This window comes from Massilia sp. TWR1-2-2, assembly GCF_049897565.1.
Classification (GTDB): domain Bacteria; phylum Pseudomonadota; class Gammaproteobacteria; order Burkholderiales; family Burkholderiaceae_D; genus JAFCUW01.
The window spans coordinates 143939-157951 of record NZ_JAFCWM010000013.1; the positions used below are offsets into that span (position 1 = coordinate 143939).

At 64.1% G+C, this 14013-nt stretch carries 14 protein-coding genes; 13 read left to right on the top strand and 1 reads right to left on the bottom strand.

Annotated features, from left to right (window positions below; all coding sequences use genetic code 11):
* Positions 1-16 precede the first annotated feature (16 nt).
* The 12 genes from bamA (at position 17) to ACP7DD_RS14520 (ending at position 10381) form a co-directional block, all read left to right on the top strand.
* Positions 17-2353 (top strand): outer membrane protein assembly factor BamA, encoded by a 2337-nt coding sequence (gene bamA, locus ACP7DD_RS14465; RefSeq protein WP_426175521.1) that lies wholly within the window; start codon positions 17-19, stop codon positions 2351-2353.
* Positions 2354-2393: 40 nt separating this feature from the next.
* A complete protein-coding gene (locus ACP7DD_RS14470) occupies positions 2394-2915 on the top strand; it encodes an OmpH family outer membrane protein (RefSeq protein ID WP_426175522.1) in 522 nt (173 codons plus the stop codon).
* Between the two features lie 10 nt (positions 2916-2925).
* Entirely contained in the window at positions 2926-3435 is a 510-nt protein-coding gene (locus ACP7DD_RS14475) for an OmpH family outer membrane protein (protein WP_426175523.1), read from the top strand.
* Positions 3436-3464: 29 nt separating this feature from the next.
* Positions 3465-4514 carry a UDP-3-O-(3-hydroxymyristoyl)glucosamine N-acyltransferase gene (gene lpxD / locus ACP7DD_RS14480; RefSeq protein WP_426175524.1) on the top strand — a complete coding sequence of 350 codons (1050 nt, stop codon included), beginning with the start codon at positions 3465-3467 and terminating at the stop codon, positions 4512-4514.
* Complete coding sequence (fabZ, locus tag ACP7DD_RS14485) at positions 4511-4996, top strand: 3-hydroxyacyl-ACP dehydratase FabZ (RefSeq protein ID WP_426175525.1); 486 nt, start codon at positions 4511-4513, stop codon at positions 4994-4996. Before lpxD ends, fabZ begins: the two co-directional genes overlap by 4 nt.
* A 1-nt stretch (position 4997) precedes the next feature.
* Entirely contained in the window at positions 4998-5789 is a 792-nt protein-coding gene (gene lpxA, locus ACP7DD_RS14490; RefSeq protein WP_426175526.1) for an acyl-ACP--UDP-N-acetylglucosamine O-acyltransferase, read from the top strand.
* Positions 5773-6939 (top strand): lipid-A-disaccharide synthase, encoded by a 1167-nt coding sequence (gene lpxB, locus ACP7DD_RS14495; RefSeq protein ID WP_426175527.1) that lies wholly within the window; start codon positions 5773-5775, stop codon positions 6937-6939. Before lpxA ends, lpxB begins: the two co-directional genes overlap by 17 nt.
* Positions 6936-7616 carry a ribonuclease HII gene (rnhB, locus tag ACP7DD_RS14500; RefSeq protein ID WP_426175528.1) on the top strand — a complete coding sequence of 227 codons (681 nt, stop codon included), beginning with the start codon at positions 6936-6938 and terminating at the stop codon, positions 7614-7616. The genes lpxB and rnhB overlap by 4 nt, the downstream gene beginning before the upstream one ends.
* Complete coding sequence (locus ACP7DD_RS14505; RefSeq protein WP_426175529.1) at positions 7613-8398, top strand: TrmH family RNA methyltransferase; 786 nt, start codon at positions 7613-7615, stop codon at positions 8396-8398. The genes rnhB and ACP7DD_RS14505 overlap by 4 nt, the downstream gene beginning before the upstream one ends.
* 52 nt (positions 8399-8450) lie before the next feature.
* Complete coding sequence (locus ACP7DD_RS14510) at positions 8451-9647, top strand: EAL domain-containing protein (RefSeq protein WP_426175530.1); 1197 nt, start codon at positions 8451-8453, stop codon at positions 9645-9647.
* Between the two features lie 114 nt (positions 9648-9761).
* Positions 9762-10148: a hypothetical protein gene (locus ACP7DD_RS14515; protein WP_426175531.1), complete on the top strand. Its 387-nt coding sequence runs from the start codon at positions 9762-9764 to the stop codon at positions 10146-10148.
* 5 nt (positions 10149-10153) lie between these two features.
* On the top strand, positions 10154-10381 hold the full coding sequence (locus ACP7DD_RS14520) for a hypothetical protein (RefSeq protein ID WP_426175532.1): 228 nt from the start codon (positions 10154-10156) through the stop codon (positions 10379-10381).
* A 152-nt stretch (positions 10382-10533) separates the two neighbouring features.
* On the opposite strand, the gene ppsR is transcribed toward ACP7DD_RS14520, so the two are convergent.
* A complete protein-coding gene (gene ppsR, locus ACP7DD_RS14525; protein ID WP_426175533.1) occupies positions 10534-11382 on the bottom strand; it encodes a posphoenolpyruvate synthetase regulatory kinase/phosphorylase PpsR in 849 nt (282 codons plus the stop codon).
* A gap of 180 nt (positions 11383-11562) precedes the next feature.
* Between ppsR and ppsA the strand changes: the two genes are divergently transcribed.
* The gene (ppsA, locus tag ACP7DD_RS14530; protein ID WP_426175561.1) at positions 11563-14004 is read left to right on the top strand and encodes a phosphoenolpyruvate synthase; all 2442 of its coding nucleotides are present in this window, start codon (positions 11563-11565) and stop codon (positions 14002-14004) included.
* The last annotated feature ends 9 nt before the right edge of the window (positions 14005-14013 follow it).

Below are 14013 nucleotides of genomic sequence, written 5' to 3' on the forward strand. Positions count from 1 at the left end.
AACCTTGATTTAGCCAATGAAATTACACTCAGATCGTTTTGCCCTGCCTTTCTTTCGCCGCAGCCTGATCGGCGCCGCCGCCCTGGCGATGTGCGCCGGCCATGCATATGCAGTCGCTCCATTCGTGGTCAAGGACATCCGCGTCGAAGGCATCCAGCGCACCGAAGCTGGCACCGTGTTCAGCTACCTGCCGGTGCGGGTCGGCGAAACGTTCGACGACGAGAAGAGCATCACCGCCATCAAGGCGCTGTACGCCACCGGTTTTTTCAAGGACGTTCGCCTCGAGGTCGACAACGGCGTGCTGGTGGTGATGGTCGAAGAGCGGCCTGCCATCTCCACCGTCGACTTCACCGGCACCAAGGAATTCGAGAAGGACGTGCTGGTCAAGGCGCTCAAGGAAATCGGCGTCGGCGAGACCAAGATCTTCGACAAGGCGTCGGTCGACCGCGCCGAGCAGGAGCTCAAGCGCCAGTACCTGTCGCACGGCCTGTACGGCGTCAAGATCACCACCACCGTCACGCCGATCGAGCGTAACCGCGTCACCGTCGTCTTCAACGTCGACGAGGGCGACATCGCCCGCATCAAGGGTATCAACATCGTCGGCAACAACGCGTTCTCCGACAAGGAACTGCGCGAAGTCATGGCGCTCAACACGAGCGGCTGGTTCACCTGGTACTCGAAGGCCGACCAGTACTCGAAGACCAAGCTGACCGGCGACATCGAGGCGCTCAAGTCGTTCTATCTGAACCGCGGCTACCTCGAGGTCAATATCGAGTCGACCCAGGTGTCGATTACGCCGGACAAGAAGGACATCTTCCTGACGGTGAATATCTCCGAAGGCGTCAAGTACACCGTCGCCGACGTCAAGCTCGAAGGCGAGATGTTCGGCCGCGAAGATGAACTCAAGTCGCTGATCGTGCTCAAACCCGGTTCGACCTATTCGGGCGAGCTGCTCACCCTCAGCAACAAGCGCATCTCGGACCGCCTCGGCACCTTCGGCTACGCTTTTGCCAACGTCAATGCCAATCCAGAGCTGGACCGGGAAAAGCGCGAAGTGCGCTTCACCTTTTTCATCGATCCGGGCAAGCGCGCCTACGTGCGCCACATGAACATCTCGGGTAACACCACCACGCGCGACGAAGTGATCCGCCGCGAATTCCGCCAGTTCGAGTCGTCCTGGTACGACGGCAACAAGATCAAGGCCTCGCGCGACCGCGTCGACCGCCTGGGCTTTTTCAAGGACGTCACCATCGACACGCCGGAAGCGCAGGGCACGTCCGACCAGGTCGACGTCAACCTGACCGTGGTCGAAAAGCCGACCGGTAACTTCATGATCGGTGGCGCCTTTTCGCAGTCGGAGAAGTTCACCTTCACCGCGGCGATCCAGCAGGCCAACTTTGCCGGCAGCGGCAACACCGTCGGCATCGAGCTCAATACGAGCCGCTACAGCCGCACGATCGCGTTCTCGCACACCAATCCGTACTTCACCGACGACGGCGTGTCGCGCTCGTTCGAGATCTACCACCGCACCACCCAGCCGCCGGCGCTCAACACCGGCAGCTTCACGGTCAAGCAGACCGGTGGCCGGATGAGCTTCGGCGTGCCGTTCTCGGAAACCGACACCGTCTTCTTCGGCGCCGGCCTGGAACGCACCAGCATCGTCACCGACGATTCCAGCCCGACCCGCTACAAGGATTACGTGCGCACGTTTACCGGCATCCCGAGCGGCGTCGGCACGGCCAACACCAATGCGTTCCCGCTGACGGCCGCCTGGCAGCGCGACAGCCGCGACAGCGCCATCACGCCGACGACCGGCCGCTTCCAGCGCGCCAACCTCGAGCTCGACCTGTTCGGCAACTCGAAATACTATCGCGCCGTGTACGAGCAGCAGTGGTACCGTCCGCTGACGCGCCTGGTCACCCTGGCGCTGAAGGGCGAGATCGACTACGGCCATGGCTTGCGCCGCACCAACTATCCGGTCTTCAAGAACTTCTACGGCGGCGGCATCGGGTCGGTGCGCGGCTACCTCAGCTCCTCGCTCGGCGTGGTCGACCCGTTCTCGGGCGACGCGCTGGGCGGCGCCAAGCGGGTCATCGGCAATGCCGAACTGCAGCTGCCGTTCCCCGGCGGCGGACCTGACCGCAGCCTGCGCTGGTTCGGTTTCCTCGACGGCGGCCAGGTCTACCAGGAAGGCCAGAAGATCCGCGCCTCCGAGCTGCGCTTCTCGGCCGGCCTGGGCGTGTCCTGGATTTCGCCGGTGGGCCCACTCAAGTTGAGTTATGCTAAGCCCCTGAACGCGAAGCCGGGCGACCGCCTGGAGCGCTTCCAGTTCCAGATGGGTACCGGTTTCTGATCGATGTGCCTGAACACTGTCCAGAATACGGAGAATTAATTTGAAAAAGCTGACTGCCTCGCTGCCCAAGCTGCTTGCCATCGCGGCGCTGTGCGCCGGCGCGACGGCGCAGGCACAAACCACGCCGGGCGCGCCGAGCCGGATCGGATTCGTCTTCACCGAGCGCCTGATGACCGAGTCGAAGCTGGCCAAGGCCGCCGACGCCAAGATCGAAGCCGAGTTCTCCAAGCGCCAGAAGGCGATCAAGGACATGCTGTCGCGCCTGAAAACGCTGTCGGAGAAGTTCGACGCCGACAACGCCAGCCTCGGTGAACCGGAGCGCACGCGCCGCTACCGCGAACTGGGCGAGCTGGAAAAAGACGTCCAGCGCACCCAGCGCGAGTACAACGAGGACCTGTTGCAGCGCAAGAGCGAAGAGCGCGCCAACATCGCGCAGAAGGCCTACAAGCTGATCGAACAGATCGCCGAGCAGGAACAGCTCGACGTGGTGCTGCAGGAGTCGGCCTGGTCGAGCCCGCGCATCGACATCACCGACAAGATCATCAAGCTGCTGGACAAGTAGAACGGTGACCATGCTTAACAAGCGCCGCGCCGCACTGGCGCTCTCACTAGGCTTGCTGGCGGCAGGCGCGGCCCAGGCGCAGGGCGGGCCGGGCCGCATCGCCGTCGTCACCACCGAACGGCTGTACACCGATTCGAGGATGGCCAAGGCGGCCGACGCCCGCATCGCGGCCGAGTTTTCCGGCCGCGACAAGGCGAACCAGGAAATGCTGGGACGGCTGAAAAAGCTGACCGACAAATTCGAGCTCGACGCGCCGGCGCTGGCCGACGTCGAGCGCACCCGCCGCGTGCGCGAGGTGCTCGACCTCGAAAAGGAAGTGCAGCGCAAGCAGCTTGCCTTCCGCGACGACCTGGTACACCGCCGCACCGAGGAGCGCGCCCGCATCGCCGAGCGCGCCGCGGTCCTGATCGGCCAGGTCGCGCAGCAGGAAAAAATCGATATCGTGCTGATCCGCGACGTGATGTGGACACGGCCGGGCAACGACATCACCGACAAAATCATCAGGCAGCTCGACAAGTAGCGCCTGAACACAGCGAACGGACAACCAGGATGGGCACGCGACTAGGTCAATTGGTCGAACGCTTGGGCGGCCAGCTGGTGGGAGATCCGAACCTGGAAGTGACCGGGATCGCACCATTGGCCGACGCCACAGGCGCCGACATCAGCTTTCTGAGCAATAGCAAACTGCGCGCCCAGGCGGCGCACAGCGGCGCGGCGGCGCTGATCGTCTCGCCGGCAGACGACGACACCGTCGCCGTCACGTACCGCGGCGCGCGCATCGTCACCCCCAACCCGTACGTGTATTTCGCCCGCGCCGCGCAGTACTTCGCCGCGCTCGTCGAGGTGCTGCCGGCAGCGGGCATCGATCCGACGGCCAGCGTCGCCGCCGGCGCCAGGGTCGATCCGAGTGCGCACATCGGAGCGCACGTGACGGTCGAAGACGGCGCCGTCATCGATGCCGGCGCCATCATCGAGGCCGGCAGCTTCATCGGCCGCGGCGCCGTCATCGGCGAAGGCACGCGCCTGTTCGCCAACGCCACCTTCCATGCGCGCTGCCAGATCGGCAAGCGCGGCATCATTCATTCGGGGGCGGTGATCGGCACCGACGGCTTCGGCTTCGCCAACGAGAACGGCGTCTACATCAAGATTCCGCAAACCGGCCGCGTGATGATCGGCGACGACGTCGACATCGGCGCGAACACCTGCATCGACCGCGGCGCACTGGCCGACACGATCATCGAAGACGGCGTCAAGCTCGACAACCAGATCCAGATCGGCCACAACTGCCACATCGGCGCGCACACGGCGATGGCCGGCTGCGTCGGCGTGGCCGGCAGCGCAAAGATCGGCAAATACTGCACTTTCGGGGGCGCCGCCATGGTGCTGGGCCACCTGACGATTGCCGACAAGGTGCACATCTCGTCGGGCAGCATGGTGTCGCGCTCGGTCCTCGAGCCGGGCCAGTACACGGGATTTTATCCGTTGGCGAAAAACGCCGACTGGGAAAAAAGTGCGGCAATCGTTCGCAATCTGGACGCCATGCGGGATAAAATCCGGGCGCTGGAAAAAACACTTAAAACGCTGACAGAACAAAAATGACAACTACCGAAAACAAGACCCTCGACATCTGCGCCATCAAGAAGCTGCTGCCGCACCGCTATCCAATGCTGCTGGTCGACCGCGTGCTGACGTGGGAAGCGAACAAGTCGATCACGGCCATCAAGAACGTCACCGCCAACGAGGAGTTCTTCAACGGCCACTTCCCGCACAAGCCGGTGATGCCGGGCGTGTTGATGATCGAAGCGCTGGCGCAGACGGCGGCGATCCTGTCGTTCCTGACGATGGGCGTGACGCCCGACGAGAATTCGGTGGTCTACTTCGTCGGCATCGACAACGCCCGCTTCAAGCGCCCGGTCGGCCCCGGCGACCAGCTGAAGATGGATGTCGAGATCGTGCGCGTCTCGCGCGGCATCTGGAAGTACAAGGCGGTCGGCACGGTCGACGGCGCCGTCGCGCTGGAAGCTGACCTGATGTGCACCATTCGCGCCACCGACGACGCCAGCAAGGCAGCGGGGCAGTAGCATGGCACTGATCCATCCAAGCGCGATCGTCGACCCCAGGGCGCAGCTCGACAGCACGGTGGAAATCGGCGCCTATTCGATCGTCGGTCCGGACGTCAGGATCGGCGCGCGCACGGTCGTCGGGCCGCACGTGGTGATCGAAGGGCACAGCACCATCGGCGAGGACAACAAGTTCTTCCAGTTCTCGTCGATCGGCGCGGCGCCGCAGGACAAGAAGTGGGCTGGCGAACCGACCCGGCTCGAAGTGGGCGACCGCAACACGGTGCGTGAATTTTGCACCTTCAACCTCGGCACCGCGCAGGACGCCGGCGTCACGCGCCTGGGCAACGACAACTGGATCTCGGCCTACGTGCACCTGGCGCACGACTGCCAGGTCGGCAGCAACACGATCTTTTCCAACAACGCCCAGCTGGCCGGGCACGTGATCGTCGGCGACTGGGCCATCTTGTCGGGCTACGTCGGCGTGCACCAGTTCTGCAAGATCGGCGCGCACGCCTTCATCGGCATGTACACCAGCCTGACCCAGGACGTGCCCCCATTCGTGCTGGTGTCGGGTAACCCGGCCGGCGCGCGCGGCGTCAACATCGAGGGCATCAAGCGGCGCGGCTTCACTCGCCCGCAGATCGACGCCATCCGCGTCGCCTACAAGCTGGTGTACCGCAGCGGCCTGACCCTGGAAGAAGCGAAAACCGCGCTGGCCGAGGCGGAAGCGGGCGGCGACGACGAGTCCGCGCCGCAGTTGCGCGCCTTCCGCGAGTTCCTCGGGACCGCGAGCCGTGGCATCGTCCGCTGACATTTCGGTCGCCGTTGTCGCCGGCGAGGTGTCCGGCGACATGCTTGCCGGGCGCCTGCTGGCGGGCCTGCGCGCGCAGCTGCCGAACGCGCGCTTTCACGGCATCGGCGGGCCGCGCATGGCCGAACAAGGCTTCGTGTCGGACCTGCAGATGGACACGCTGACCGTGCGCGGCCTGTTCGAAGTGATCCCGCGCTACCGCGACATCAAGCGCATCCAGAACACCTTGCGCGACCGCCTGCTGGCCGAACGGCCGGCCGTTTTCATCGGCGCCGACTATCCCGGCTTTAACCTCGGCCTCGAGATGCAGCTGAAAGCGGCCGGCATCCCGACGGTGCACTTCGTCAGCCCGCAGATCTGGGCCTGGCGCGGCGGGCGCATCAAGAAGATCCAGAAGGCGGTCTCGCACATGCTGGTGATCTTCCCGTTCGAGGAAGAGATTTACCAGAAGGCCGGCGTGCCGGTCACCTACATCGGCCACCCGCTGGCCGAGATGATTCCGCTGCAGCCGGACCAGGACCGGGCGCGCCGCGCGCTCGGCATCGACACCGGTGCGCGCGTGGTGACGGTGATGCCGGGCAGCCGCATGGGCGAACTGAAGTACCTGGCCGAGCCGTTTGTCGGCGCCGTCAAGCTGCTCGCAGCGCGCGACCCTGGCCTGCGCTTCGTCGTGCCGATGGCGGGCGACAAGCAGCGCGCCTACTTCAATGAACTGGTGGAGCGCGCTGGCCTGTCCGACGTCGACATCCTGCTGGTCGACGGCCAGTCGCACAGCGCCATCGGCGCCGCCGACGCCGTGCTGGTGGCGTCGGGCACCGCGACGCTGGAAGTGGCGCTGTTTAAAAAGCCGATGGTGATCGCCTACAAGGTGATGGGAGCGTCGTGGCAGATCATGCGCCACATGGGCTACCAGCCGTGGATCGGCCTGCCGAACATCCTGGCGCGCGAGTTTCTCGTACCCGAACTGCTGCAGCACGCCGCCACGCCGCAAGCGCTGGCAGACGCCGTATGGCAGCAGCTGAGCGACGCGCCTGGCCGCCTGCGCCTGGTGCAGCGCTTCACCGACATGCACCACAGCCTGCTGCGCAACAGCGCGCAGGAAAGCGCCGCTGCCGTCATGCGCATCATCGAGGCTTCACCGTCATCATGACCAAAAAGAAAATCAATTTTTATCCCGGGCTGAAGAAGTCCCAGTATCCGTTCACCGCCGACGACATCGTCTGCGGCGTCGACGAAGCCGGCCGCGGGCCGCTGGCCGGCCCGGTGTTTGCCGCCGCCGTGATCCTCGACCCGCGCCGCCCGATCGACGGCCTGCGCGACTCGAAGAAGCTGACCGCCGAACGGCGCGACGAACTGGCGCCGCAGATCAAGCAGTACGCGCTGGCGTGGGCGATCGCCGAATGCTCGCACGAAGAGATCGACGCCATCAACATCCTGCAGGCGACCATGCTGGCGATGCGCCGCGCCGTCGAGGCGCTGCACATGCTGCCGACGATCGCCCTGATCGACGGCAACCGCAGCCCGGTGATGTCGGTGCGCTGCCACCCGATCATCGAGGGCGACGACAAGGTCCATTCGATTTCGGCCGCCTCGATCCTGGCCAAGACGGCGCGCGACGCCGCGCTGGTGACCTTGCACCAGCAGTATCCGCAATACGGCTTCGACCAGCACAAAGGCTACAGCACCCGCATGCACATGGAGCGCTTGCGCGAACACGGCGCCTGCCCGGTGCACCGCCGTTCGTTCGCGCCGGTGCGCCTGGTGCTGGCCGGCGAAATCAACCTCGACACGCTGCCGCTCGACTTCGACCTGGCGAACGAAGAATGAAAACCATCACCTCGCGCGACAATCCGCTGTACAAGGAACTCAAGCTGCTGGCGGCCAGTTCGCAGGCGCGCCGCAAGGCCGGCCGCACCTTGCTCGACGGCGTGCACCTGTGCCAGGGCTACCTGCAGCTGCGCGGCGCGCCGCTGCAGTGCATCGTCAGCGAAGCGGCGCTGGCGAACCCCGAAGTGGCCGACATCGTGCAGCGCTGTGAAGAAGCGCGCGCCCACGTCACGGCGCTGCCCGATGCGCTCTACAACGCCGTCAGCCAGGTCGAGCATGGCGTCGGCCTGATGTTCCTGGTCGATACGCCGGCGCGCGAGGTGGCCGGTGCGCTGACGTCGTCCGCCGTCCTGCTCGACAACCTGCAAGATCCCGGCAATGTCGGCTCGATCCTGCGCAGCGCCGCCGCGGCCGGCATCACCCAGGTCTACTGCAGCGCCGGCACCGCGTTCTGCTGGTCGCCGAAGGTGCTGCGGGCGGCGATGGGCGCCCACTTCGTGCTCGAGATTTACGAAAATGTCGACCTGGCCGACCTGGTCAAGAACGCCACCGTGGCAGTGCTGGCCACCAGCGGCTACGCCGAGCAGCGCCTGTACGACGTCGACCTGCGCCGGCCGGTGGCGTGGCTGCTGGGGCACGAAGGGCAGGGCGTGGCCGACGACCTGCTGGCACTGGCCACCCACCAGGTGGTCATTCCCCACCTCGGCCAGATCGAGTCGCTCAACGTCGCTGCCTGCGCCGCCGTGTGCTTTTTTGAGCAATTGCGCCAAAATCAAGCGTAGACGGGTTGGTTGCTCTAGGTTAATCTTTGAGCTTGAAGCTTAAGGAGTAGAGATGGATATCGGGCATTTGCATTTTTTGGTGGCGGAAGCGGATCCCTCGCAGCGCCTGACGCTCGTCGAGCTGCTCGGCAGCCTTGGCGCCAGCCAGGTCACCGAGGTGCCGGATGGCCATACGGCGCTGCGCTGTTTCCAGGATTCGTTCACGCCGACGGTCAACGTGGCGATCATCGACCTGGCGCTGCCCGGCATGGATGGCCTCGAGCTGATTCGCCAGCTGGCCGCGATGAACTGCCGCGCGCGCCTGATCGTCGTCGGCTCGCAGCCGAGCAATCTGATGTTCTCGGTCGAGACGATGGCGCAGGCGTACGGCTTCGAGCTGCTCGGCGCCATCAGCAAGCCGGTATCGGCCGCCAGGCTGCAGGCGCTGCTCGACAACTACGTCCCGCCGCGGCTCGCCTCGAGCCAAGCGAAGGGCCCGAGCTTCACCTTTTCCGACGTCGGCATCGGCATGCAGGCCGGCCAGTTCGAGCCATTTTTCCAGCCGAAGATCGAACTCGAAACCGGCCAGGTCAAGGGCTTAGAGGCGTTCGCGCGCTGGCGCCATCCGGAGCACGGCATGCTCGGTCCCGGCTCGTTCATCGACGCGCTCGAGCAGAACAACCGCATCGACTTCCTTGACTGGAGCATGATCGAAAAGTCGGTGAAGGCGTGCCGCCGCTTCCACGACCAGGGCGTGCCGATATCGATCTCGATCAACCTGGCGCCCGAGACGCTGGCCCATCCGGCGTTCATGCAGCAGATCTCGGCCTGCGTCGGGCGGCACCGCGTCATGCCCGACTACATCACCTTCGAGATGCCCGAGTCGTCCGTGCTGACGACCGACCCGAGCTTCCTCGAGCGCCTCGTGCGCCTGCGCATGGCCGGCTACGGCCTGGCGATCGACGACTACGGCACCGGGCGCTCGAACCTGCAGCTGCTGGCGCGCATTCCCTTTTCGGAGCTGAAGATCGACCGCAGTTTCGTCGACGGCGCTTCAAAAAAGCGGGCGCTGGGCACCGTGCTCAGTTCCTGCCTGGGCCTGGCGCGCAGCCTGGACCGGATGTCGGTGGCGGTCGGCGTCGAGACCAAGCAGGACTGGGATTTCCTGCAAGGGCTGGGCTGCACGTACGCGCAGGGTTATCACATCGCCAGCCCGATGGAAGCCGACGCGTTTCCAGGCTGGCTCGAGGACTGGCGCCTGTTTTTCTGACGGAAAGTATTCAAATTACGTCAGCGCGAACGTACGTTTGACTGCGTTCAGTGCCGGTACTAATATCGGCATATGGAAACGCGCATTGCAGAACTCGAGTCAGACATTGCCGCAATGAAAATCGATATCGCGGTGATCAAGGCGCATGGCGCGACCAAGTCGGATATCGCCGAGTTGAAACGATCCTTTGCCGAGTTAAAGGGGTCGATTGCCGCGGACATGGCCGAGTTTAAGGGATCGATTGCGGCGGACATGGCCGGGTTTAAGGGGTCGATTGCGGCGGACATGGCCGAGTTGAAGGGATCGATTGCGGCGGACAACGCTGAGTTGAAGGGTTCGATTGCCGCGGAGTTTGCCGAGATGAAGGGAGTGATTGCCGCGCATATCGCCGAGACAAAGGCATCGATTGCCGAGGCGAAAACCTCGATGATCATGTGGGTGGTGAGCGCGATTTTTCTCGCTCAACTTCTCCCCATTTTGGCTAACATGCTGGCCGAGTAACGGACTTGAACACTCGCATTGCAAGAATTGAGGCAGACATTGCCGAAATCAAGATTGATCTCGCGGTCATCAAGGCGCGGTTTGCCACCAAGGCTGACTTCGCCGAGTTAAAGCGGTCGAATGCGGCGGACCTTACCGGAATGAAGTCATCGATTGCTAAGGCGAGAACCTCCAATCATCATTTCACTGATCGCCGCAGTTTTTCTTGCGCAACTGCCCGCCATTCTGACTGAAGTGCTGAACAAGTAGCCGCCGTGGTATGACGGGACGCCGAGCCCCCGGTTCTTGGGTCGGACCTCGGAATTGCTTGCGCCGTCAGTGCCGAATGCCGCTGACGCTAACACCGTCTCTCCCGCCGAGGCGGGAATCGATAAGACACCGCAGCCTAATACTCCCGGCGGTTCGGCTTGATCTCCTGCAGGATTGTCGTCGCGATCTCTTCGATCGACTTGGTCGTCGACGACAGCCAGCGAATCCCTTCGCGCTTCATCATCAGCTCGGCCTCGTTGACCTCATAGCGGCAGTTCTCGATCGAGGCGTACTTGCTGCCTGCGCGCCGCTCGTGGCGGATCTCGGAGAGGCGCTCGGGCGTGATGCTGAGGCCGAAAATCTTCTCCTTGAACTCGGGCAGCGACGACGGCAGCTTGCCGCGCTCGAAGTCGTCCGGGATCAACGGATAGTTGGCCGCCTTGATCCCGTACTGCATCGCCAGATACAGGCTTGTTGGCGTCTTGCCGGAGCGCGACACGCCCACCAGGATCACGTCGGCCGACGACAGGTTCTTGTGCGACTGGCCGTCGTCGTGCGCCAGCGAGAAGTTGATCGCCTCGATGCGCGCCTTGTACTCCTGGCTGTCGACGATGTTGTGCGAGCGCCCGATGGTGTGGGTCGACATCACGCCGAGCTCCTGCTCGAGCGGTGCGACAAAAGTCTGGATCAGGTCCATGTGCATGCCGCTGGCGGTGCGGATCACCGCCGACAGGTCCGGCTTGACGAGGGTCGAAAACACGATCGGGCGCTGGCCGTCGGCGGCGAACGCCTCGTTGATCTTGCGGGCGGCATCGCGCGCCTTGTCGATGGTGTCGATGAAGGGCAGGCGCACCTGGCGAAAGCGCATCTCGAACTGCGACAGCACCGCGTGGCCGAACGTCTCGGCGGTGATGCCGGTGCCGTCCGAGACGAAAAACACCGTGTGCTGCGAGGCGGGCATGGGAGGGCGGGCTTCAATACTCATAGGATGTGGTCGTTAAGATAACGTTTATTCAAGATTGTGCGGTGTACATTGGAAGGGTCCGGGGTAAAATGCTCGGCATTGGATTCAATTGTGCTGCACGCGGACAAGAATAACAAGAAAACCCTCCGCCGGCCTCCCGCGACGATTTCTATCATCAGTAAGGTGTTTATTATGACCAGCATGACTAACGCAGCAACCAAGGAGCCCGACGTGGCCGCCGGCGCAGAAGCAGTCTACGTCGCTTCGTTCGAGCACTTGCGCATGACCGATGTCGAATCGGTCGGCGGCAAGAACGCTTCGCTCGGCGAGATGATCAGCCAGCTCGCCGAAGCGGGGGTGCGCGTGCCGGGCGGCTTTGCCACCACGGCGCAGGCGTTCCGCGACTTCCTCGATCATGCCATCGACGGCGGCGCTTCGCTGGGCGACCGCATCGCCACCCGCCTCGAGGGCCTGAACATCGACGATGTGCGCTCGCTCGCCGTCGCCGGCGCCGAGATCCGCAAGTGGATCGTCGAGACCCCGTTCCAGCCACGCCTGCAACAGGAAATCGAACAATTCTACGACCGCCTGGTCGCTGATTCAGAAACCGAAATGTCGTTCGCCGTGCGCTCGTCGGCCACCGCCGAAGACCTTCCGGATGCGTCGTTCGCCGGCCAGCAGGAGTCGTTCCTGAACGTCGTCGGCATCGACAACGTGTTAGAGGCGATGAAGCACGTGTTCGCCTCGCTGTACAACGACCGCGCCATTTCGTACCGCGTGCACAAGGGTTTCACCCACGCTGAAGTGGCCTTGTCGGCCGGCGTGCAGCGCATGGTGCGCTCGGACCTGGGCGCAGCCGGCGTGATGTTCACCATCGACACCGAGTCCGGCTTCAAGGACGTCGTGTTCGTCACCTCCAGCTACGGCCTGGGCGAGACGGTGGTGCAGGGCGCGGTCAATCCGGACGAGTTCTACGTCCACAAGCCGATGCTCAAGCTGGGCAAGTCGCCGGTCATCCGCCGCAACATCGGCTCGAAGCTGATCAAGATGGAATTTACCGCCGAGGCGAAAGCCGGCCGCTCGGTCAAGACCGTCGACGTGCCGATCGAAATGCGCAACCGCTATTCGCTGACCGACGCCGAAGTGGTCGAATTGGCCAAGTACGCCGTCATCATCGAAGACCACTACGCCCGTCCGATGGACATCGAGTGGGGCAAGGACGGCCGCGACGGCAAGCTGTACATCCTGCAGGCGCGCCCGGAGACGGTCAAGTCGCAGCAGAAGTCGACCGATGCGCAGCAACGCTTCAAGCTCAAGGGCAGCGGCACCGTGCTCACGTCGGGCCGCGCGATCGGCCAGAAGATCGGCGCCGGTCCGGTGCGCGTCATCAACGACCCGTCGGAGATGGACCGCGTGCAGCCAGGCGACGTGCTGGTGGCCGACATGACCGACCCTAACTGGGAGCCGGTGATGAAGCGCGCTTCGGCGATCGTCACCAACCGCGGCGGGCGTACCTGCCACGCGGCGATCATCGCGCGCGAACTGGGCGTGCCGGCAGTTGTCGGCTGCGGCGACGCCACCGAAGTGCTCAAGGACGGCACGTTCGTGACCGTCGTCTGCGCCGAAGGCGACGAAGGCAAGATCTACGACGGCCTGCTCGAGACGGAAGTGTCGGAAGTGGCGCGCGGCGAACTGCCGCCGATCGACGTCAAGATCACCATGAACGTCGGTAATCCGCAGCTCGCGTTCGACTTCCAGTCGATCCCGAACCACGGCGTCGGCCTAGCGCGTCTCGAGTTCATCATCAACAACAACATCGGTGTGCACCCGAAGGCGATCCTCGAGTACCCGAACATCGATGCCGACTTGAAAAAGGCGGTCGAATCGGTCGCCCGCGGCCACGCTTCGCCGCGCGCGTTTTACGTCGACAAGCTGGCCGAAGGCATCGCCACCATCGGCGCGGCGTTCTGGCCGAAGCCGGTCATCGTGCGCCTGTCCGACTTCAAGTCGAACGAGTACAAGAAGCTGATCGGCGGCTCGCGCTACGAGCCGGACGAAGAGAACCCGATGCTGGGCTTCCGCGGCGCGGCGCGCTACCTGGCGGCCGACTTTGCCGGCGCCTTCGAGATGGAATGCGCGGCGATGAAGCGCGTGCGTAACGACATGGGCCTGACCAACGTCGAGATCATGGTGCCGTTCGTGCGCACGCTGGCCCAGGCCGAAAAGGTCATCAACCTGCTCGCCAAGAATGGCCTCGAGCGCGGCAAGGACGGCCTGCGCATCATCATGATGTGCGAAGTGCCGTCGAACGCCATCCTGGCCAAGGAATTCCTGAAGTTCTTCGACGGCTTCTCGATCGGCTCGAACGACCTGACCCAGCTCACGCTCGGCCTGGACCGCGATTCGGGCATGGCGCTGCTGGCGGCCGACTTCGACGAGCGCGACCCGGCAGTCAAGGCGCTGCTGTCGATGGCGATCAAGGCATGCCGCGAAGAGGGCAAGTATGTCGGCATCTGCGGCCAGGGTCCGTCCGACCATCCCGACTTCGCTGCCTGGCTGGTCGAGCAGGGCATCGGCTCGATGTCGCTCAATCCGGATTCGGTGATCGATACGTGGCAGAAGCTGGCCGCGCTGAAGGCGTAACCGGCTCGC